This window comes from Streptomyces sp. NPDC048352, from assembly GCF_040651895.1.
In the GTDB taxonomy this organism is placed as follows: domain Bacteria; phylum Actinomycetota; class Actinomycetes; order Streptomycetales; family Streptomycetaceae; genus Streptomyces.
Genome location: NZ_JBEZKZ010000040.1, coordinates 1 through 21114, shown reverse-complemented (window position 1 = coordinate 21114; position 21114 = coordinate 1). Strand labels below are relative to the sequence as shown.

The following is a 21114-nucleotide window of genomic DNA, read 5'->3' as shown; positions in this document are numbered from 1 at the left end:
CTGGCCCCCGGCACTGGGCACGGGACATGGCCTCGGATCCGGGAAGGGGCCATGCGCCCGGTCCCTCGTCTCATCCCTGAGGGAGCCGCTCCCCTCTCCCTGCCCCGTGACCGTTCTTTTGGGGGGTTCCCGGCAGTCTTTCGGCTTTCCGGGGCGGGGCGGTCGGTCAAGGGTTGAGCGCAGCGAAATCGCGAAGCGACGCGACCGAAGGGAGCGCCCTTGAGGGACCGGCCCGAACCGGAATGACGATGGGACTGACGGGAAACCCCCGAACCCTCCTGAGACCGCCCCGCCGGAACCCCGCTCCCCCGCCCCCTACCCCTCCGCCGCCCCCACCACCCGTACCCGCCTGCGGTGGCGGGCCACGCGTTCGCGGTTGCCGCACTGTTCGCTCGAGCACCACCGGCGGCGGTGGCCGCGGGAGGTGTCCAGGTAGAGGCGGGCGCAGCCGTCGCCCTCGCAGGGGCGCAGCAGGGCCAGGTCCCCGGGGTCGGTGAGGAGTTCCACCGCGTCCCGGGCCACCGTGGCCAGCATCCCCGCGCACTCCACCCCGCCGCACAGTTCCCGTACGAGGTGGCCTTCCCGGTCCGGTACGGCGCACACGCCCGGGGGCGGTCCGGCGGCGGCGGCGTTGACCCGGGCCAGGGCGCCCTCCTCCGGTCCGGTGCCGGCCAGTTCGCCCCGTACGAGGGTGCCCACGTCGCGGCGCAGCGCGCGGAAGGCCTCCACCCAGTCGGGCCCGAGCCGCGCGAGCGGGGTCCGGTCGGGGATCAGGCCGGCGCCGACCAGCCACAGCCGCAGCTCGTCGCCGTCGCGGATGCCCTCCCGGGATCCGGAACCGGCCCCGCCGCACGCATGCGTGGCCAGCAGGTCCAGACAGACCCGCCCGGAGTCGAACCACATGCCCGTCACCGCCTCGGTCACCTCGGTCGCCGTGGGTCGCCTCCCCAGAGTGCCGTCGGCGGCTTCGAAGCGGAAGCCCCTGTGCGGGGGGCTGTACGCGGGCGTTACGCAGGTGGCGGGTCGTCGTGCAGCAGCCGCTGGAAGAGGCGGTGGTCGCGCCAGGCGCCGTTGACGTGGAGGAAGCCGGGGGCGAGTCCGTACTCGGTGAAGCCCGCCTTGGCCAGGACCCGCATGGAGGCGGTGTTGTCGACCAGCGTCTGGGCTTCGATCCGGTGCAGCCCGAGCTCGTCGCGCGCCGTGCGGCAGAGCTCCTCCAGCGCGGCGGTGGCCAGCCCCTTGCCGTGCCAGGCGGGGTCGACCCAGTAGCCGACGCCGCCGCTGCACAGGGGTCCCCGCGCGATGCCGCCGAGGTTCATCGCGCCGACGACGGCACCGCTCGCCGTCTCCACGAGCACGTACGGGACCAGCCGGCCCCCGTCGCGCTCGTCGAGCATGCCCTCGATGCGGGCCCGCTGCCCGGCCTCGGTGTAGTACGCCTCGGGCCGCAGGGGCTCGTACGGGGCCATGGAGGCCCGGCTGCGCAGCAGTACGTCGGCCAGCCCGGCGGCGTCCCCGACCGCCAGGCCCCTCATCTCCACCCCGTTGACGATCATCCGCGCACGCTAGCGGACGCCGCCCCCCGCACTCCAGCCCTCGCCCGCCCCCGCGTCCACCGACAGCCGGTACCCGCGCTTGACCACCGTCTGGATCAGCCGCGGCACGCCCAGGGCCGCCCGCAGCCGGGCCATCGCCGTTTCCACGGCGTGCTCGTCGCTCCCCGCCCCCGGCAGCGCCCGCAGCAGGTCCGCCCGGGACACCACCCAGCCGGGCCGCCGGGCGAGCGCCTCCAGCAGCGCCATCCCGGCGGGCGGCACCGGGCGCAGCCGGTCGTCCACGAGCACCGCGTGCCCCCGGACCTCCAGCCGGTGCCCGGCGACGGGCAGGACCCGCGCCCGGCCCGGGAGTTCCCGGCACAGCAGCTGCACCAGCGGCCCGAGCCGGAACCGCTCCGGCTGTACGGTCTCCACCCCCTCGGCCTGGAGCGGCAGCGCGGTGACGGGCCCGACGCACGCGGCGAGCACGGGCCCTCGCAGCGCCTCCAGCACGGCCTCGCGCAGCCCCCGTTCCGCGGCCCGGGACAGCAGGGAGGCGGCGGCGGGCGCCGAGGTGAAGCTGACGGCGTCCACCGTCCCCACGGCCACCGCGTCGAGCAGCCGGTCCAGCGGTGCGGGGTCCTCGGGCGGCATCCACCGGTACACCGGCACCGGTACCACGTCGGCCCCGCCGTCGCGCAGCGCCTCCACGAACCCGGGCAGCGGCTCCCCGTGCAGCTGGAGCGCGATCCGCCGGCCGCGCACTCCGCCGGACAGCAGCCGGTCCAGCACCTCGGCGAGCGATTCGGACTGCGGGGACCAGGCCTCCACCAGTCCGGCGGCCCGGACGGCGCCCTTGACCTTGGGTCCGCGCGCCAGCAGCTCGGTGGCGCGCAGCCGTTCCAGCAGCGCCTCCCCGACGCCCCAGCCGTCGGCGGCCTCGATCCAGCCGCGGAAGCCGATGGCGGTGGTGGCGACGACCGCGTCCGGCGGGTCGGCGACGAGTTCCTTGGTGGCGGCCATCAGCTCCGTGTCGTCGGCGAGCGGCACGATCCGCAGGGCGGGGGCGTGGATGACGGCCGCTCCGCGCCGGCGCAGCAGGGCGATCAGTTCGTCCGCCCGCCGGGCGGCGGTGACTCCGACGGTGAATCCGGCCAGGGGTCCGTGCGTAGCGTCGTCCATCGTGGTGTCCTGCCTTGCCCTGAGGGTGTACTGCGCCGGGGATGCACCGGGCCTGCCACGGGCCCGGCGGTGCTCCGAGCCTGCCAAGGCGTCGTGTCAGGCTCGGTTCCACCGTATTTCGCGCCAGTTAACCGGCCCCGCACCGGCCGGTTGACCGGCCGGCACCGCCCGGTTGACCGGCCGGCCGGTGCGCCTGGCGCCGGCCGGTCGGCCGTTTCTGCGGGCACGGCTCACACCGAGGTGAGCTGCGCCCTCTCCTCGTCCCCGGCGGTGGCGGGAGCCTGCGCGGCGGCGGGCCGGCGAAGGTATACCGCCCAGGTCACCGCGCAGCACACGGCGTAGAAGCCGAGAAAGGTGACGAAGGCGGCCGTGCCTGCGCCGGAGGTGGTGAAGGCCTCGCGGAACACCAGGTTGATGGCGAGCCCGCCGAGCGCGCCGACGGCTCCGATCAGGCCCATGGAGGCGCCGGACAGCCGCCGTCCGTGCGCGGCGGCCTCCTCGCCGCCGAGGCCCCGGGCGAGGGCCTTGGCCTGGAAGATGCCGGGGATCATCTTGTAGGTGGAGCCGTTGCCGAGGCCGCTGAGCGCGAACAGCGCCACGAAGCCGACGAGGAACACCGGCAGGGACTCCCGTACGGAGGCCAGGACGACCACTCCGGTCGCGGCGGCCATCGCCACGAAGGTGGCGAGCGTGATGCGGGCCCCGCCGAACCGGTCGGCGAGGGCGCCGCCCACGGGCCTGACGAGCGATCCGAGGAGCGGGCCCATGAACGTGAGGGACGCCGCCTGGAGCGGGGTGCGGCCGAACTGGGTCTGGAGCACCAGTCCGAAGGCGAAGCTGTAGCCGATGAAGGAGCCGAAGGTGCCGACGTAGAGGAAGGCCATGATCCAGGTGTGGGCGTCGCGGGCGGCCTCGCGGACGGCGCCGCCGTCGCCCCGGACGGGAGCCAGGTTGTCCATGCGTACGAGGGCCAGCGCGGCGGCGACGACGATCAGCGGGAGGTAGGTCCCGAGCAGCAGCCGGGGGTGTCCGGCGCCGGCGGTGGAGATGACCAGCAGGGCGACGAGCTGGACCACCGGGACGCCGATGTTGCCGCCGCCCGCGTTGATCCCGAGCGCCCAGCCCTTCTTGCGCAGCGGGAAGAAGGCGTTGATGTTCGTCATGGAGGAGGCGAAGTTGCCGCCGCCGACGCCGGTGAGGGCGGCCACGGCCACGAAGGTGGCGTAGGAGGTGCCGGGCTCCATGACGACGAGCGCGGCGACGGTCGGCGCGAGCAGCAGCAGGGCGCTGACGACGGTCCAGTTGCGGCCGCCGAAGCGGGCGACGGCGAAGGTGTAGGGGATGCGGACGAGGGCTCCGACGAAGGTGGCGGTGCCGATGAGGAAGAACTTGCCGGCCGGGTCGATCCCGTACTCGGGGCCCATGAAGAGCACCATCACGGACCACAGCGACCAGATCGAGAAGCCGATGTGCTCGCAGAGGACGGAGTAGAGGAGGTTGCGGCGGGCGGTCCGCTCCCCCGTCTCCCGCCAGAACGTCTCGTCCTCGGGCTCCCACCGCTCGATCCAGCGGCCTCCCCTGCGCGGTGCGTTCGTACCGGTCATCACACGCCTCCACAGCTGTCGCGTCCGTGGAACGGAGGCTAGGAACGGCGCGTTTCGGCCCCGGTCCCCGCCGGATGACCGGCGCGAAACCTTGCACTCACCCGCCGCCCGCACCCGGTGTGAGCGCTGCCGGGAGCCAGCTGCCCGCGGGCACGTCCAGCCAGCCGCCGGCGTTCTGCAGTTCGCCGGCCGCCCGGTCGAGGGCGTCCAGGCCGGGGTGGCTCAGGTCCTTGCGCCACACCATCGACAGCGGGGACAGCGGTACGGGGTCCACGAGCGGCCGCTTGACGCAGCCGGGCATCTCCAGGAAGCCGACGGTCGCGAGGACCGGGTTGCGGGTCTTGGCCATGACCCGGTGGAACTCCTCCTTGCCCACCGCCACCGGGGCGGGCGGCGCGAGCGCGATGCCCCGCCCGGCGAACAGCTCGCGGGCCAGCCCGGTCCACTCCAGGGTCCGCGGGTTCCCGGCGCCGGCGTACACGTGCTCCCCGGCCAGCGCGGCCAGCGGTACGGTCTCCCGCGCGGCCAGCGCATGGTCCTCGGGCAGCAGCACGGCGAGGGGCTCGTAGCGCACCGGGCGGTGGGCGAGCCGGGCGCGCAGCGCGGGGGCGAGGCCGGCCGCGTACCCGAAGGAGACGTCGAGGCGCCCGGCGGCGATCTCGGCGGCGGCATGGGTGAGCCCGCTCTCGAAGCGGGCCATCAGCTCGCAGCCGGGGGCGAGTTCGCGGGCCCGTTCCAGCACCTGCCGGCCCGTGCTGGGGCCGTCGGTGTTCGTGTCGACGAGCAGCGCGCGGGGCGGTCCGGCGAAGGCGGCGGCGAGTTCCTCGTGGGCGCGCAGGACGTCGCGGGCGTGGGGCAGCAGCCGCTCCCCGTCGGCGGTCAGCTCGACGGCGCGGGTGGTGCGCAGGAACAGCGGTGTGCCGAGGGCCTGTTCGAGGCGGCGCACGTCCCGGCTGAGGGCCTGCTGGGCGACGTAGAGGCGGGCGGCGGCGCGGGAGAAGTGCAGCTCCTCGGCCACCGCGAGGAAGCCGCGCAGCAGCCGGGGGTCGACGTCACGGGCGGTCATCCCCGGAGATTAACAACAGGAGGGCGTCAATGGCCCCGGAACAGGTGTTGGACCGTCGCGGGCCCCGGCCCGCAAGCTCGTCGCATGTTCCGAGCGACCCGCCCGACGACCCCGCTGATGTCCGTGACCGGCAGCACCCTGGTCCTGGCCTCCGCCTCCGCCGCCCCCGCCCGCACCCGCGTCCGGACCCGCGCCCCGGGCCCGTACGCCCGCCTCTTCGCCCTCCCCGGGACGCGCGGCTTCACCGCCGGGAACCTGCTGGCCCGGCTCCCCATGGGCATGTTCGGGGTCAGCGCGGTCATGATGATCGCCGGACAGCGCGGCTCGTACGCCCTCGCCGGCGCGGTCACCGCCACCGGGCTGGCCGCCACCGCCCTCGTCGCGCCCTGGACGGCCCGGCTGGTCGACCGGTACGGCCAGGCCCGGATCGCCCTGCCCGCCACCGTGATCGCCGTCCTCGGCTCGCTCTCCCTGATCCTGTGCGTCCGTACGCAGGCCCCCGCCTGGACCCTCTTCGCCTCGTACGCGGCCACCGCGACGACCCCCAACATCGGCGGCATGTCCCGGGCCCGCTGGACCCGCCTGCTGCCGCCGGCCGAGCACCACACCGCGATGTCCTTCGAACAGGCCGCCGACGAACTGTGCTACATGCTCGGCCCGGTCCTCGCCGCCTTGCTGTGCACCGCCGCCTTCCCGGAGGCGGGCACCCTGACCGGGGCGGTCCTGCTGCTCGCGGGCATGCTGGTGTTCACCGCGCACCGGGCCACCGAGCCCCCCGCCACCGGGGCGCCGGCCGCCGCCCACGGGCCGTCGCCGCTGCGCGCGCTGCTCCCGCTGCTCGGCCTGTTCCTCGCCACCGGGGCGGTGTTCGGCTCGATGGAGGTCGCCTCCATCGCCCACCTCGCCGCCCTGGGCCTCGGCGGCGCCTCCGGCCCGGTCCTGGCCCTGCAGGCGGCGGGCTCCTGCGCCGCCGGCCTGCTCTACGGCACCCGCCGCCCGCGGAGCCTCGGGACCTGCCTGGTCGCGCTGGCCGCGGCGATGGCCCTGCCCTGGGCGGCGGCCGCCACCGGCTCGCTCCCGCTGCTGGCCCTGGCCCTGCTGCTGGCCGGCATGGCCACCGCGCCGGTGATGGTGACCGCCATGGCGCTGGTCCAGCGGGCCACCCCGCGCGGGCGCCTCAACGAGGGCATGAGCCTCGCCGTCACCGCGATCCTCGCGGGCATCGCGGCGGGCTCGGCCACGGCGGGGCTGGCCGTCGACCGCCTGGGCTCCACGGCGGCCTACGCCCTTCCGGCCGCCGCCGCCCTGCTCGCCCTGGCCCTCTCCGGCGCAACGACCCGATTTATCCGTATTGTTCCGGCGGGCGAGTGACGCGTCCGCGTGGTACGCACCCCTCCCGGGGCGTGATCGCGCATAACTGGGGGTGCTTTCCCCAGCGCCCTTCCCTTCGCGGAGGAACTCCCCTTGCCTGCTTCACGCTCCGTTTCCTCGGCCCTCGTCGTCGCGGCCGCCACCGCGTCCTTTCTGGTGCCGGCCGTACCGGCCCTGGCCGACGACGCGTCACACATCCGGTTCTCCCAGCCGTACGTCCCCTCCATCGCCCCGGGCCAGACGGGCCGCGTCGTCATCGCGGCCCTGAACGGCCAGGCCCCGGCGCACAGCAGCACCTTCCGGATCACCGCCCCGGAACGGACCACCTTCCCGGAGGCCCGCTTCTACTGGAACGGCCAGCGGGCGGGCGGCTCGTGCACCCGCTCGACCGACGCGCGCCTGCTGACCTGCAACGCCGCCACCCGTGCGGGCTTCGCCTTCCCGGCGAACACGCAGACGCGGCTGGCGGTGACCCTGCGGGTGGACCCGAAGGCCCCGGAGGGCACGACGCTGGACGGCGGCGAGTGGGGCAACGGCACCGACGCGCCCGCCCTCTTCGCCGTCGCCACCGCGGTGCGGGGCCCGAAGGGCGACGACGGCCGCCCCGGGCACGACGGACGGCCCGGCTACGACGGCCATGACGGCCACGACGGACGGCCCGGCCACCACGGCAAGCCGGGCCGCCCGGGGCCGAAGGGCGAGAAGGGTGACAAGGGCGACAAGGGCGACACCGGCGAGCGCGGTCCGAAGGGTGACCGCGGCGACACCGGCGAGCGCGGACCCCAGGGCCCCCGCGGTGACACCGGTCCGGCCGGCGGCCCGCCGGGACCGCAGGGCCCGCAGGGCCCCCAGGGCGACCGCGGCCCGAAGGGCGACCGCGGCGACACCGGCGAACGCGGACCCCAGGGCAACCCCGGTGACACCGGCGGCCCGGGCCCCCAGGGCCCCCAGGGTCCCCAGGGCGACCGCGGCCCCGCCGGCCCCCAGGGCCAGCCCGGCCCGCAGGGACCGCAGGGCCCGCAGGGCGACACCGGCCCGGCGGGCGGCCCGCCCGGACCCCAGGGACCGCAGGGACCCCAGGGTCCGCAGGGCCCGGCCGGTCCCCAGGGCCCCAAGGGCGACACCGGCAAGCCCGGCACCTGCAAGAAGTGCGGCGGCCACCACGGCAAGCCGGGCCACCACGGCAAGGACGACCACCACGGCAAGCCGGACCACCACGGCAAGGACGACCACCACGGCAAGCCGGGCCACCACGGCAAGGACGACCACCACGGCAAGGGCGACCAGGGCGGCCACGGCCCGAAGGCCCGCGTCGTCGGCTCCGTCAAGGGCCTCGGCATCCGCTCCGGCCCGGGCACTGGCCACCAGAAGACCGGCACGCTGCCGGCCGGCGCGGTGGTCCAGCTCCAGTGCAAGGTCAACGGCGAAACCGTCGGCGACAACGCGGTCTGGTACAAGCTCGCCGACGGCCGCGGCTGGATCCCCGCCCGCTACGCGCTGAACCTCAACAAGATCCCGTACTGCTGACGGTCCCACCGCCCGCAGACATGACGAAGGCCCCGCAGCCTGGAGGCTGCGGGGCCTTCGCCCACATGGGATGAGTGGAGATGGCGGGAATCGAACCCGCGTCCAACGGTGCAGAAGCAGGGCTTCTCCGAGCGCAGTCCGCTGCGCTTTTCTCGGCCCCGGAGATCACACGGACGAGTCTCCGACGGGCTCAGTCACTGTTTGGTTTCCCTCCAACCCCCGTGACCGGGGCTAGAGGTTTAGATCCCTAGTTGACGCCAGGATCCGGACCGGGACCACTTCCGGGCTGACGCTCCTCACAGAGGCTTCAGCTCACTGTTATTAGGCAGCGAGGGTGAAGCGGGAGTTATCGCTCTTGGAGTTGGCGATTATTTTTTGCGACATGTGGTTAGCGAGATCATTGCCGCTTCCTCGGCTCGCTTCCCCTGCATCGACAGCCGCTGTCGAAACCGATCATCCCCATGTAAACCGCTATTGAGTTGGGTCCTGCTCAGGCAGCGCCGCCCCCGAGGGGGTGGTGCTGACGCCATGGTACGCGAAGTCGACCACCGCGTGCCAGGAGATTAGACCGTACCCCGCTGCTTGCGGCGGACCGCCGAGATCGCCCGCTGCGTCTCGCGCGTGTCCTGCTTCTCCCGCAGGGTCTGCCGCTTGTCGTACTCCTTCTTGCCCCGCGCCAGCGCGATCTCCACCTTCGCGCGGCCGTCCTTGAAGTACAGGGACAGCGGCACCACCGTGTGCCCCGACTCGTCCGCCTTCCGCGCCAGCTTGTCGATCTCCTCCCGGTGCAGGAGGAGCTTGCGCTTGCGGCGGGCGCTGTGGTTGGTCCAGGTGCCCTGGCTGTACTCCGGCACGTGCACGTTGTACATCCAGACCTCGCGGCCCTCCACCGACACGAAGCCGTCCACCAGCGAGGCCCGCCCCTGGCGCAGGGACTTGACCTCGGTGCCGGTCAGCACGATCCCGCACTCGTAGGTGTCGATGATCGCGTAGTCGTGCCGCGCCTTCTTGTTCTGGGCGATCAGCTTGCGCCCTTTTTCCTTAGCCATAGTGCGGTCATTTTCGCACTACGGACCCACCCCGAGGCCACCCAATACCCTGCGCGCCCGCTCCTCCGCCCCGTCACCGGCCGCCAGGTCCGGGGTGATCCCGCCGCCGTCGAGGCTGCGGCCCGCCGGAGTGCGGTACGTGCCCACCGTCAGCTCCGCCACCGCGCCGCCCGGCAGCTCGGTCGGCATCTGCACCGAGGCCTTGCCGAAGGTGCGGGTGCCCACCGTCACCGCGCGGCCGCGGTCCTGGAGGGCGCCCGTCACCAGCTCGGCCGCGCTCATCGTGCCGCCGTCCACCAGGGCCACCAGGGGCCGGGCGGTGTCCCCGCCCGGGGCGGCGTACAGGGCGTGCTCGGAGCCCCGTACGTCGTACGTCGCCACGAGGCCGCCGTCCAGGAACGCGGAGGCCGCGGTCACCGCCTCGGCCACCAGCCCGCCCGGGTTGCCGCGCAGGTCCAGCATCACCCCGCCGCCGGGCGGGGCCTCGCGGACGGCCGCCCTGACCCGCTCCCCCGAACCCCGGGTGAAGGAGGCCACCTTGATCACGGTGATGCCGCCCGCGAGGCGGCGTACGGTGACCGGCTCGGTACGCAGCTGCGCGCGCCGGACGGTCACGGTGAGGCCGGCTCCGTCCCGGCTGAGGCCGAGCACCACCGGAGTGCCGGCCTCCCCGCGCAGCAGCGCCACCGCGTCGGGCACGGCCAGGCCCGTCACGCTCCGCCCGTCCACGCTCAGCAGCCGGTCCCCGGCGCGCAGGCCGGCCCGGTCGGCGGGGCTGTCGGGCTGGACGCGGTCCACCTCGATGCGGCCGTCGCGGCGGCGGCCCACCCACAGCCCGACGCCGGTCCAGCGGCCGTCGAGGGCCTCGGCGAACTCGGCGTATTCGCCCCGGTCGTAGACGGTGCCCCAGCGGTCGCCGCTGCGGCTGACCACTTCCTCGGCGGCCTTCTTGCCCGACTTGCCCTCGGCGACGGCCTCGGCGGCGGCGCGGGCGACGGCCTCCCGGTCGGCGGTGCCGGACCCGGTGCCCGGCCCGGTGCCGGACTCCGTGCCGGGAGCGGGGTCCGGGCCGGCGGTGGCCGCGAGGGCGGCGGCCGCGGGCGTGTCGTCCCCCTCGCCGGGGCCCGAGCACCCCGTGGCCCCGGCGGCGGCGACGGACACGAGGAAGACCAGCGTCAGGGCGGCCCCGCGACGCCGGTCGCGGGGCCGGAGACAGGGGACGGGCAGACCCGGCATGCCGCCGAGTCTAGGACAAGCCCCGCTGCGGCAGGCCGCGTTGGCGGCATACCTCAGGAGGCGCTCGTCATACCTTCAGGTACTTGCGCAGTGCGACGAAGGCGGCCAGCGAGGGCATCAGCAGGCCGATGACCAGCACCAGCGGCAGCTTGGTGAGAACGGCGTCCCAGCCGATGAAGTTGATCAGCTGGAGCTTTTCGCGGAGCGCGATGCCGTGGTCGATCACGAAGTACTGCCCCGTGCCGAGCATCACGCAGGCGAAGACGGCGCCGATGAGGCCGGCCACGGCCGCCTCCATGATGAACGGAACCTGGATGTAGAAGCCGGAGGCGCCCACCAGCCGCATGATGCCGGTCTCCCGCCGACGGCTGAACGCCGAGACGCGCACCGTGTTGACGATCAGCAGCAGCGCCACGATCAGCATGACGAGCATGATGCCGAGGGCCGCCCAGTTGAGGGTGCCGAGGAGGGCGAAGAGGTTGTCCAGCTCGGTGCTCTGGTCGGCGACCGACTGGACGCCGTCGCGCCCGGCGAAGGCGGAGGTGATGACCTCGTACTTCTCCGGGTTCTTCAGCTTGACCCGGAAGGAGTCGGGCATCTGGTCGGGGGTGACGACGGAGGCCAGGGCGGTGTGGCCGAAGCGCTCCTTGTAGTGCTTGTAGGCCTCGTCCGAGGACTCGTACATGACGTTCTGGACGAGGTCCATCTTCTTGAGCTCGGTCTCGATGCCCTGTTTCTGCTCGGGGGTGACCGCCCCCTTGGAGCAGGGGCGGCCGCTGCCGGCCGCGGCGGCGGTGTTCGGCGCCCCGGCGGCCGCGCCCGGGGCGGCGCCGCCGGCGGCGTCGAGGGCGTCGTTCTTGGTGCAGAGGTAGACGGTGACGTTGACCTTGTCGTACCAGTAGCCCTTCATGGCGCTCACCTGGTCGCGCATGAGGAGGGAACCGCCGAACAGGGCCAGGGAGAGGGCCACGGAGATGATGACCGCGAAGGTCATGGTGAGATTGCGGCGGAGGCCGACGCCGATCTCCGACATGACGAACTGGGCGCGCATGACGTCTCAGGGGCCTTTCAGTGCTGGTAGCCGTAGACGCCGCGCGACTGGTCGCGCACGAGCCGGCCCTGTTCTAGTTCGATGACGCGCTTGCGCATCTGGTCCACGATCTGCTGGTCGTGCGTCGCCATGATGACGGTGGTGCCGGTCCGGTTGATCCGGTCCAGGAGCTTCATGATGCCGACGGAGGTCTGCGGGTCGAGGTTGCCCGTCGGCTCGTCGGCGATCAGCAGGGCGGGGCGGTTGACGAAGGCGCGGGCGATGGCCACGCGCTGCTGCTCGCCGCCGGACAGCTCGCCCGGCATCCGGCCCTCCTTGCCGCCCAGTCCCACCAGGTCCAGGACCTGCGGGACGGCCTTGCGGATCTCGCCGCGCGGCTTGCCGATGACCTCCTGGGCGAAGGCGACGTTCTCGGCGACCGTCTTGTTGGGCAGGAGGCGGAAGTCCTGGAAGACGGTCCCCAGCTGGCGCCGCATGTGCGGGACCTTCCAGTTGGAGAGCTTCGCGAGGTCTTTGCCCAGGACGTGCACCTGGCCGTGGGTCGCCCGTTCCTCACGCAGGACCAGCCGCAGGAAGGTGGACTTGCCGGAGCCGGAGGAGCCGACCAGGAAGACGAACTCGCCCTTGGCGATGTCGAGGGAGACATCTCTGAGTGCGGGCCGGTTCTGCTTCGGGTAGGACTTGGAGACGTTGTCGAATCGGATCACGGGTGCACCACGGTCGCCGGGAGTAGGTGTGCGTGACCATACGCGACCGGACGGTGGGTGGGGACCCGGCAACCGGAGTTGCCCGTTTTATCCAGCGTGCGGGGGGAGCCGGACCGTGATTGCACGGACGGGCCGCGCCGAATGCCGCAGGAGCTGGCACAGTGGTAGGGGGAACGGACTCCGTCCCCGGGCCGTTGGGCATGACGAGGGGACGAGAGGAGGAGCGCATGACATATGACCGGCTCGTGTGCGCGAACTGCGCCGCACCCGTCAGCCAGGGCCGCTGTCCGGTGTGCCGGGCGAACCGGGAGCGCCTCCAGCAGGAGGGCCCCTTCGCCGGGCTGAACCCGGCAGCGCTCATCGCGCTTCTGGTGGTGCTGGTGGCCGCGCTGGCGCTGGTGGCACGGACCGCGTAGGCCGCGTCGCGTCCCGATCAAGGCGATCACGGCAATCACGGCGATCACGGATCAGCGGATCACACGTCATGCGGAAGGGCCCGGACACCAGCTGGTGTCCGGGCCCTTCCGTGCTGTCGGGGCAGGCAGTGCTACGCGCTCTGCTCCTGCTGCTTGCGCCAGCGGATCCCGGCCTCCAGGAAGCCGTCGATCTCGCCGTCGAGGACCGCCTGCGGGTTGCCCACCTCGAACTCCGTCCGCAGGTCCTTGACCATCTGGTACGGGTGCAGGACGTAGGACCGCATCTGGTTGCCCCAGGAGCTGCCGCCGTCCTTGAGGGCGTCCATCCTGGCCTGCTCCTCCTGGCGGCGCCGCTCCAGCAGCTTGGCCTGGAGGACGTTCATCGCGCTGGCCTTGTTCTGGATCTGCGAGCGCTCGTTCTGGCAGGAGACCACGATGCCGGTCGGCAGGTGCGTGATGCGCACCGCCGAGTCGGTCGTGTTGACGCCCTGGCCGCCGGGGCCGGAAGCGCGGTACACGTCGATGCGCAGCTCGCCCTCGTCGATCTCGACGTGGTCGCTGGACTCGACGACCGGCAGCACCTCGACGCCCGCGAAGGAGGTCTGGCGCCGGCCCTGGTTGTCGAAGGGGGAGATGCGCACGAGGCGGTGCGTGCCCTGCTCGACGGAGAGGGTGCCGTAGGCGTACGGGGCCTTGACGACGAAGGTGGTCGACTTGATGCCGGCCTCTTCCGCGTACGAGGTCTCGTAGATCTCCGTCGGGTAGCCGTGGCGCTCCGCCCAGCGCAGGTACATGCGCTGGAGGCGCTCGGCGAAGTCGGAGGCGTCGACGCCGCCGGCCTCGGCGCGGATGTTGACCAGGGCCTCGCGCTCGGCGTACTCGCCGGAGAGCAGGGTCCGGACCTCCATCTCGTCCAGCGCCTTGCGGACGGCGATCAGCTCGACCTCGGCCTCGGCCAGGGTTTCCGCGTCGTCCATCTCCTGCGCGAGGTCGAAGAGGACCGCGAGGTCGTCGATACGGCCGCGCAGGGTCTCGGTCTTGCGGACCTCCGCCTGGAGGTGCGAAAGCTTGCTCGTGATCTTCTGGGCGGCTTCCGGGTCGTCCCAGAGGGACGGCGCGGCGGCCTGCTCCTCGAGCACGGCGATTTCTGCCCTCAGCTTGTCGAGGTCCAGGACGGCCTCGATCGACCCCATGGTCGAGGAGAGGGACTTCAGCTCTTCGGAAACATCGACGACTGCCACGGGTCAAGCCTAGCCGGTCCTCGGGCGGCGCTGTCCGGTCAGGCCGGATCGGGCCGTACAGAGGAGCGAGGGGACGGGCGTACGCTCCTCGTATGACCGTTCCCCTCGTGAAGCGACGCCATGTGGACCACATGCGTGTGACCACGACGAGCTGTCTGCCGCCGGACCCCGCACAAGCCTGATCCACCCCGATCCGACTTCGGTCCTGTACGCGGCCACCGCCCCGGCGCCATCCCTGCCGCGGCGCGCCACACCCGCCTGCCCCGCCATCTCCGGGGCACAGGACCCTGTGACATCCGAAACGGAGCCGTCATGCCGTCCGCGCACCCCTCTTCTTCCGCCTCCTCCACCGCCGCCCCGTCCGCGCCCGCCCTCGCCGTGATCGACCTGTCGCGGGCGGACGACCCCGCCGACCGGGCCGACTTCCTGAAGCAGCTGCACGCGGCGGCCCGGGACACCGGCTTCCTGTACCTGACCGGGCACGGCATAACCGAGGCGGAGACCACCCGGATCCTGGAGCTGACCAGGGCCTTCTTCGCGCTCCCCGAGGCCGACCGGCTGGCGGTGAGCAATCTGAACTCCCCGCACTTCCGGGGCTACACCCGCATCGGGCACGAGCTGACCGGCGGGGCCTCCGACTGGCGCGACCAGCTGGACGTCGGCGCGGAGCGGCCGGCGCCGGTGCTGGGGCCGCAGGACCCGGCGTACCTGTGGCTGGAGGGGCCCAACCAGTGGCCGGCGGCGCTGCCGGAGCTGCGGGAGGCGGTCCTGGGCTGGCAGGAGCGCCTGGCGGGGGTGGCGCACCGGCTGCTCCAGGAGCTGCTGGCCTCGATCGGCGCCCCCTCGGACTTCTTCGACGCGGCCTTCGCGGACCGCCCCCACCTGCACACGAAGCTGATCCGCTACCCCGGGTCCGCCCCGTCGGGCGCCGACCAGGGCGTCGGCGCGCACAAGGACTACGGCTTCCTGACGCTGCTCCTGCAGGACTCGGTGGGCGGGCTCCAGGTCGTCCGGGACGGCGGCTACGTCGACATCGAGCCGCGGCCGGGGGCATTCGTCGTCAACCTGGGCGAGCTGCTGGAGATCGCCACCGAGGGGTACCTGCGGGCCACCGACCACCGGGTGGTGAGCCCGCCGGGGTCGGTGGAGCGGTTCTCGGTGCCGTTCTTCTACAACCCGCGGCTGGACGCGGTGGTGGAGACCGTCCCCGGGGACTACCTGCGGTCGGCGCCGGGGGTGGCGCACGACGCGTCGAACCCGCTGCACGCCGAGTACGGGCGCAACGAGCTGAAGGGGTGGGTACGGGCGCACCCGGCCGTGGCCCGGCGCTGGCACCCGGAGCTGGTCTCGGCGTAGCCGCCCCCGCGGGCGGGTCCGGATCCGGCCGTAGCCGCGCCGGGGCTACGGCCGGGACGGGGCGGAGTGCCCGGTGCCCGGCGGGCGGGGGGCGGGGTCGTCCTCGGAGGCGGCCAGCCAGCTGCCCACGCCGACCGCGGTGGCCAGCGCCAGCGCCGACGCGGAGAGCAGCAGGCGCCGCTTGCGGGCGGCCTCGGCGCGGTGCCGGGCGGAGCCGGGGCGGTGCCCGCCGGCCGGGCGCGGGACGCGGGCGGTGCCCAGCGCCCCGCCGGCCAGCTCCTCGGGGCCCGGCACCCGCATCGAGGTGTGGGTGTCCCGGTTGGAGTCGGTGGCGGAGCCGGGCACCAGGGGGACGACGCCCCGCCTGCGCACCGGGTCGGCGGCCGCGTCGGGCTCCTGGGCGGGCTCGGGCTCCGGGTCGGCGTCGTCCGGCTCGTCCACGTCCAGCGGCGGCATCCCGGCGAGCAGCGGCAGCAGGTCCCGCAGCCGGACCGACAGCTCCGAGGCGCGCAGCCGCGAGGCGGGGGCCTTGGCCAGGCACTGGACCATGAGCTGCCACAGCTCGTCGGGGATGCCCGGCAGCGGGACCACGGTCTCCGTGACGTGCCGGCGCAGCACCGCGCCCGGGTGGCCGCCGCCGAAGGGGGTGAAGCCGGCCAGCAGCTCGTACAGCACCGTGGCCAGGGCGTATATGTCGACGGCCGCCCTCGGCGGCAGGCCCTCGACTATCTCCGGGGCCAGGTAGTCGGGCGTCCCGATGATCCGGGTGGTGGGGGCGGCGCTGCGGCCCCCCGTGGCCCGGCGCGGCGAGTCGATGAGCTTGGCCACGCCGAAGTCGGTCAGCAGCGCGGGGTGCGCACCGCCGGGGCCGAGGGGTCCCTGCATGTCGAGCAGGACGTTCTCCGGCTTGACGTCCCGGTGGACGACGCCCGCCGCGTGGGCGGCGGCCAGCGCGTCCGCGACGTCCGCGACGATGGCCACGGCCGCCTCGGGGGCGAGCCGCCGCTCGCGGTCGAGGCGCGTGCGCAGGTCCGTTCCGCGTACGAGGTCCATGACGAGGGCGAGGTCGTTGCCGTCGACGACCAGGTCGCGTACGGAGACCACGTGCGGGTGCTCCAGTCCCAGGAGCGCGCTGCGCTCCTGGACGAAGCGGCCGACCAGTTCCTGGTCGGAGGCGAGGTCCTCGCGCAGCAGTTTGACGGCGACGGGCCCGTCCGGGCCTTCGCCGAGCCACACCGTGCCCGCGCTGCCGCGCCCCAGGATCTGGTGCGCGGTGTACCGGCTGCCGATCTTCCGTGCCACGACTGCTCCCTCAGCGGCTGGCGTAACGGACCAAAGCTACGCGGCCGAATGGGGGTTGAGGCCGCCGGATCGCGGCGACCTTCACTTCTGCGGGCGAAATCACGTCCCGGATGTCGACAAATCCACGAAGTCGGCGCTACGGGGCGGCCCGGCGGGTCCTCAAGAGGTCCCGCTGCCGCCCGTCGCGTCGCCGATGGACCCGATGAAGTCGACGACGTCGGTGCCCCAGCTCCACACCTGGTCCCACCAGCCCCTGCCGGTGCCCACCCACTCCTGGAGCGCGAGCTCCCAGAAGAGCCAGCCGCCGACGAAGAGCATCAGGACGAGGACCAGGCAGCCCTTGAGGCAGCCGAGGCCCGGGATGCGGATCGGGTTGGCGCTGCGGCGGCGCGGCTCGCGCGGCGGGCGGGGCTCGCGCGGGGGCTGCCGGCGCGGCTGCGGCTGCTGCTGGGGCGGCGGCTGCGGCTGGCGGTACTGCGGCTGCTGGGGCGGCTGCGGCTGCTGGTACGGCTGGGGCTGGTAGTGCTGCGGCGGCTGCTGCGCGTACTGCTGCGGCGGAGGCTGCGGCTGGTACTGCTGCTGCGGGTACGGCTGCTGCTGGTACTGCTGCTGCGGCGGGCCCTGGCGGTGCTGGCGGGGCGGCTGCTGCGGATGCGGCGGCACGGGCGGCGCCTGGCGCTGCGGGCGCCGGCGCAGCGGGTCCTCGGCCGGGTCGAGGTAGTGCATCTGCGTCTGCTCGTTGCGGTCGCGCGCGGCCCGCATCTGCGACTGCCACGGGTGCGCGGCGTCGGGCTGCTGCACCGGGGGCATGACGGAGGTCGGGTCCGGCGCACCCGGTGCGCCGGTGGCCGGCAGCACGGTGGTGGCGTCGGCCCCGCCGACCGGCGGGAGCACGCTCGTCATGGCGTTCGGGTCGTACGCGTCCGCCGGCGCGGCGCCGGCGCGGCCGGGCAGCACCTGCGTCGGGTCGGCGTTGCCGGTGGCGCCGGGGGCGGCCGGGACCGGGGCCGGCGAGGGGTCGGGCGCGAGCAGGGCGGCGACGCCCAGGGCGGCCTCGACCTCGTCGGGCGAGGAGTGCACGCGGATGCCGGCGGCCACCACGCGCAGGCCGCGCGCGAGGCTCTCGGCGCTGGGCCGCTCGTCCGGCTCCTTGCGCAGGCAGTGCTCGATGACGATCCACAGCGCCTCGGGCACGGCCGGGGGCCGCTGCGGCTCCTCGCTGAGGTGGCGGTGGAGCACTTCGAGCGCGGTGCCGCCGGCGAAGGGCGGCCGGCCGGTGACCAGCTCGTAGAGGAGGATGCCGGCGCCGTAGATGTCGACGGCGGAGGTCTGCGGACGGCCCTCGGCGGACTCGGGTGCCACGTAGGCGGGGGTGCCGACGAACTCGTGGGTGCGGGTCAGGCCCGGGGAGTCGGCCAGGCGCGCGATGCCGAAGTCGGTGAGCATCGGCTTCATCTGGCCGTGGCTCTCGTCGAGCAGCACGTTGGCGGGCTTCAGGTCGCGGTGGACCACGCCGTCGGCGTGGCTGGCGGCGAGCGCGTCCGCGATCTGGGCGGTCAGCAGGCTCGCGGCGACGGCGCTGAAGGGGCCGTTCTGGCGGATGTACTTGTGCAGGTCCGGGCCGTCGACGAGGTCCATGACCAGGGCCAGCAGGTCGCCCTCGACGACGAGGTCGCGGGTGCGCACGATGTTGGGGTGCGTCAGGCGCAGCAGGACCGACCGCTCGCGCAGGAAGCGCATGACGATGTCCGCGTCCTGGGCCAGCTCCTCCTTGAGGACCTTGATGGCCACGGTCTCGCCGGGCTGGCCGGCGACGGCGGCCTCCGCGCCGGCGGTCTCCCGCTGGCGGGCACGCCAGACGGTGCCCGTGGCGCCGCGGCCGAGCGGCTCCTCGAGCAGGTACTTGCTGCCGACTGGCCGCACGTCTCGCGCTCCCTGCTGTCGTTTCCGGCTGATTCCGCCGAGTGGGTTTCCGGCCCAACTCTAGGGGGTGTCCCGGTGGAAGACGCGGGTCGGCGAAGGTTGGTTGCCGCACATATGTGCGAAGGGTGAGTTTTGCGGGGTATGCCGGGGGCGCATTTCCCCCGGATTTCCCGCGCCGGGGTGGCCCCGGCCGCACGGCGGGTGAAGTGCGCCACCGAAATCCAAGATCATTTGTAGTCGGGCGCCGGGCGTGTTGCGGGCGACAGGTGCGAGGATGCACCCGTACGGAACGGCCGGGACGGGAGCCCTGCCTTCCGGCAGACCTGAACGGACGAGGCGTCCGTGCCGGGCGGGGGTCGATCGGGTGGGGCAGGTCCCGCCGTTTCCCTGCCGGGCGCACGCACGCACCGCGCACTGCGCTCCGCGCAGAAGGGACCGCTGACGGCGATGCAGATCCGGCTGACCGTCCTCGGGTCGCGCAGCGGCCACCAGACCGCCACCGCGCCCTCCGGCTGTGACGTGCTCGTCACCGCGCCCGCCGGCACCGCGCTGGCCGCGGTGGCCTCCGGACTCGCGGCGGCCGCGGGCGGGCCCGACACCGGAGGCACGGTGGTGCTGTACGCCGGTTCGCGCCGGCTCGACCCCCAGCGCGCCGTCCTCGGCGAGCCGCCGCTGGTGGACGGGGCGGTACTGGCCCTGCACACGCCGGGACCGGACGCCGCCGCCGTCCCGGCCGGGGACGGCCCCGGCACCCCGCAGCTGCACGTGGTGGCCGGTCCCGACGCCGGCGGGGTGCACCTGCTGCACCCCGGGGCTGTGCGCATCGGGCGCTCGGCGGACGCCGACGTACCGCTGGACGACCCCGACGTGTCGCGGCTGCACTGCGCGGTGACGGTGCTGCCGGACGGCCGGGTGACGGTGGCCGACCTCGGCTCGACGAACGGCACGGCGCTGGACGGCGCCGAGGTGGGGGCCGCGGCGGTCCCGCTGGCCCCCGGCGCGCTGCTGCGGATCGGCGAGTCCACGCTGCGACTGGCCCCCGGGGGCGGCGAGCCGCCGCTGGCGGTGGCCCCCGACCTGGAGGGCCACCTCTGCCTGCCGGGCGCCTCCGGCGAGGAAGCGGCCGGCCAGGGCGCCTCCGGCGTCGGCCCGGGCGCCCACGCGGGGGCCTCCGGCGGTACGGGCGGACACGCCGGGGGCTCCCGCGGCACGGGCAGCCACGCCGGTGCACCCGGCGGCACGGGCGCCCAGGCCGGTGCGCCCGGCGCTACGGGCGGCCACGCCGGGGGCTCCCGCGGCACGGGCGGCCACGCCGGTGCACCCGGCGGTACGGGCGGCCACGCCGGGGGCTCCGGCGCTACGGGCGGTCACGCCGGTGCGCCCGGCGGCGTCGGCGCTACCGGCGGTACAGAGTCGGTCGGCGGGGGTGCGGGCCGGGTGGGTGGTCGCCCGGCCGGCTCCGGCGGTGACGCGGGAGCCGGCGCAGACGGCCCCGGCTCCGCCCGGAGACCCGATCCCGCCCTGGGCCTGCGCCCCGGCACCCCCCGCCCCGGCATCCCCGGCAGCAGCAGCGGCAGCGGCACCGCCACCGCCCACCCCGACGGCGTCCCCGGCGCGGCAAGACGCCGGCGCGGCGGCCTCGGGGCCTGGGCCCGCAAGTGGGTGCGCGGTGAGGAGGACGCCCCGGAGCAGCTGGCGGAGCCGGAGGCGGTGGCGGCCGCCGCGCCGGACGAGGACGACCCGGCGGCGCTGCTCCTGGCGGCGCTCGGGCCGACGGAGCGGCTGTGGTCGCGCGGGGCCGGACACCCCCGGTTCCTGGAGGCGGGGCTCGGCGCGGGCAGCCGGGTCACGCTGCCCGAGTGCGGCTCGCTCGGCGTCGCCGGACCCCGCGCGCGGCTCACGGGAGTGGCCCGGTCGGTGGTCGCCCAGCTCGTGGCGCTGCACGCGCCGGCCCGGCTGGAGGTCGTCCTGCTGGCGGCCGACCGCGCCCGCCCGGTGGCGGAGCGCCGCCGGGACTGGGGCTGGCTCGGCTGGCTGCCCCACGTACGCCCGGCGCACGGCCAGGACTGCCGGCTGCTGCTGGCGTACGACCGCGACCAGGCGGCGGCCCGCACCGGGGAGCTGACCCGGCGCCTGGACGACAGCCCCCTGGGCCCCGGCTGGGGCACCGCGGACCCGGCGGCGCTGCGGCAGGCGGCCGCCGCGTACGAGGGGCCGCGCACGCTCGTGGTCCTGGACGGCGACCCGGGCACGGCGGCGCTGCGCGACCTGACCGGACGGCTGGCCTCGCACGGGGCCGCGGCCGGGATCCACCTGCTGGTGCTCGCGGAGGCCCCGGCGGCCACCCCCGCCTCCCCGGTGGCGGCGACGTACGAGACGGCCTGCGCGGCCACCCCGGCGTTCCGCTCCTGCGGCCGCGTCGCGCTGCTCAGCGGTGACGTGGCGACGGCCGTACGGAGCTTCGCGGTGAGCGGCGGCCGGCCGGTCGCGGCGGGCCGTACGGCCGTCGCCGACGGCGTCTCGGCGGCCTGGGCGGAGCGGTTCGCCC

At 74.6% G+C, this 21114-nt stretch carries 17 protein-coding genes and 1 other RNA gene; 5 read left to right on the top strand and 13 right to left on the bottom strand.

Translation table 11 applies throughout. The features are described from left to right. Nucleotides 1-315 precede the first annotated feature (315 nt). The 5 genes from AB0D45_RS21010 to AB0D45_RS20990 all read right to left on the bottom strand — a co-directional run bounded on the left by AB0D45_RS21010 (nucleotide 316) and on the right by AB0D45_RS20990 (nucleotide 5387). On the bottom strand, nucleotides 316-912 hold the full coding sequence (locus AB0D45_RS21010; RefSeq protein ID WP_362461184.1) for an ABATE domain-containing protein: 597 nt from the start codon (nucleotides 910-912) through the stop codon (nucleotides 316-318). A gap of 95 nt (nucleotides 913-1007) precedes the next feature. Beyond that, the gene (locus tag AB0D45_RS21005) at nucleotides 1008-1556 is read right to left on the bottom strand and encodes a GNAT family protein (protein WP_361607788.1); all 549 of its coding nucleotides are present in this window, start codon (nucleotides 1554-1556) and stop codon (nucleotides 1008-1010) included. Between the two features lie 9 nt (nucleotides 1557-1565). Continuing rightward, the gene (locus tag AB0D45_RS21000; protein WP_361607791.1) at nucleotides 1566-2717 is read right to left on the bottom strand and encodes a uroporphyrinogen-III synthase; all 1152 of its coding nucleotides are present in this window, start codon (nucleotides 2715-2717) and stop codon (nucleotides 1566-1568) included. 230 nt (nucleotides 2718-2947) lie between these two features. Then, nucleotides 2948-4321: a nitrate/nitrite transporter gene (locus AB0D45_RS20995; RefSeq protein WP_361607794.1), complete on the bottom strand. Its 1374-nt coding sequence runs from the start codon at nucleotides 4319-4321 to the stop codon at nucleotides 2948-2950. A gap of 97 nt (nucleotides 4322-4418) precedes the next feature. Further along, nucleotides 4419-5387, bottom strand: coding sequence for a LysR family transcriptional regulator (locus AB0D45_RS20990; RefSeq protein ID WP_362461180.1), 969 nt, complete (start codon nucleotides 5385-5387; stop codon nucleotides 4419-4421). An 84-nt stretch (nucleotides 5388-5471) separates the two neighbouring features. Between AB0D45_RS20990 and AB0D45_RS20985 the strand changes: the two genes are divergently transcribed. After that, nucleotides 5472-6758 (top strand): MFS transporter, encoded by a 1287-nt coding sequence (locus AB0D45_RS20985; protein WP_362461177.1) that lies wholly within the window; start codon nucleotides 5472-5474, stop codon nucleotides 6756-6758. 93 nt (nucleotides 6759-6851) lie between these two features. Then, nucleotides 6852-8285, top strand: coding sequence for an SH3 domain-containing protein (locus AB0D45_RS20980; protein ID WP_362461174.1), 1434 nt, complete (start codon nucleotides 6852-6854; stop codon nucleotides 8283-8285). Between the two features lie 72 nt (nucleotides 8286-8357). On the opposite strand, the gene ssrA is transcribed toward AB0D45_RS20980, so the two are convergent. The 5 genes from ssrA to ftsE form a co-directional block, all read right to left on the bottom strand. Continuing rightward, nucleotides 8358-8746, bottom strand: a transfer-messenger RNA (tmRNA) gene (ssrA, locus tag AB0D45_RS20975). Nucleotides 8747-8848: 102 nt separating this feature from the next. Beyond that, entirely contained in the window at nucleotides 8849-9334 is a 486-nt protein-coding gene (smpB, locus tag AB0D45_RS20970; RefSeq protein WP_361607806.1) for an SsrA-binding protein SmpB, read from the bottom strand. 18 nt (nucleotides 9335-9352) lie between these two features. Continuing rightward, a complete protein-coding gene (locus AB0D45_RS20965) occupies nucleotides 9353-10570 on the bottom strand; it encodes a S41 family peptidase (RefSeq protein ID WP_362461171.1) in 1218 nt (405 codons plus the stop codon). A 67-nt stretch (nucleotides 10571-10637) separates the two neighbouring features. After that, entirely contained in the window at nucleotides 10638-11621 is a 984-nt protein-coding gene (gene ftsX, locus AB0D45_RS20960) for a permease-like cell division protein FtsX (RefSeq protein WP_361607812.1), read from the bottom strand. Nucleotides 11622-11638: 17 nt separating this feature from the next. Further along, nucleotides 11639-12328: a cell division ATP-binding protein FtsE gene (gene ftsE, locus AB0D45_RS20955; protein ID WP_361607815.1), complete on the bottom strand. Its 690-nt coding sequence runs from the start codon at nucleotides 12326-12328 to the stop codon at nucleotides 11639-11641. Nucleotides 12329-12555: 227 nt separating this feature from the next. Here ftsE and AB0D45_RS20950 point away from each other — a divergent pair, with 227 nt between their 5' ends. Continuing rightward, entirely contained in the window at nucleotides 12556-12744 is a 189-nt protein-coding gene (locus AB0D45_RS20950; protein ID WP_361607818.1) for a hypothetical protein, read from the top strand. A gap of 131 nt (nucleotides 12745-12875) precedes the next feature. Here the strand turns inward: AB0D45_RS20950 and prfB are convergent, their stop codons facing one another. After that, the gene (prfB, locus tag AB0D45_RS20945) at nucleotides 12876-13985 is read right to left on the bottom strand and encodes a peptide chain release factor 2 (protein WP_361611429.1); all 1110 of its coding nucleotides are present in this window, start codon (nucleotides 13983-13985) and stop codon (nucleotides 12876-12878) included. A gap of 312 nt (nucleotides 13986-14297) precedes the next feature. Here prfB and AB0D45_RS20940 point away from each other — a divergent pair, with 312 nt between their 5' ends. Continuing rightward, nucleotides 14298-15341, top strand: coding sequence for a 2-oxoglutarate and iron-dependent oxygenase domain-containing protein (locus AB0D45_RS20940; protein WP_362461166.1), 1044 nt, complete (start codon nucleotides 14298-14300; stop codon nucleotides 15339-15341). 45 nt (nucleotides 15342-15386) lie between these two features. Here the strand turns inward: AB0D45_RS20940 and AB0D45_RS20935 are convergent, their stop codons facing one another. After that, on the bottom strand, nucleotides 15387-16643 hold the full coding sequence (locus AB0D45_RS20935; RefSeq protein WP_362461163.1) for a serine/threonine-protein kinase: 1257 nt from the start codon (nucleotides 16641-16643) through the stop codon (nucleotides 15387-15389). Between the two features lie 159 nt (nucleotides 16644-16802). Beyond that, entirely contained in the window at nucleotides 16803-18566 is a 1764-nt protein-coding gene (locus tag AB0D45_RS20930) for a serine/threonine-protein kinase (protein WP_362461160.1), read from the bottom strand. A gap of 447 nt (nucleotides 18567-19013) precedes the next feature. Between AB0D45_RS20930 and AB0D45_RS20925 the strand changes: the two genes are divergently transcribed. Next, nucleotides 19014-21114: FHA domain-containing protein (locus AB0D45_RS20925; RefSeq protein ID WP_362461157.1), on the top strand; the 2101-nt coding region annotated here is incomplete at its 3' end.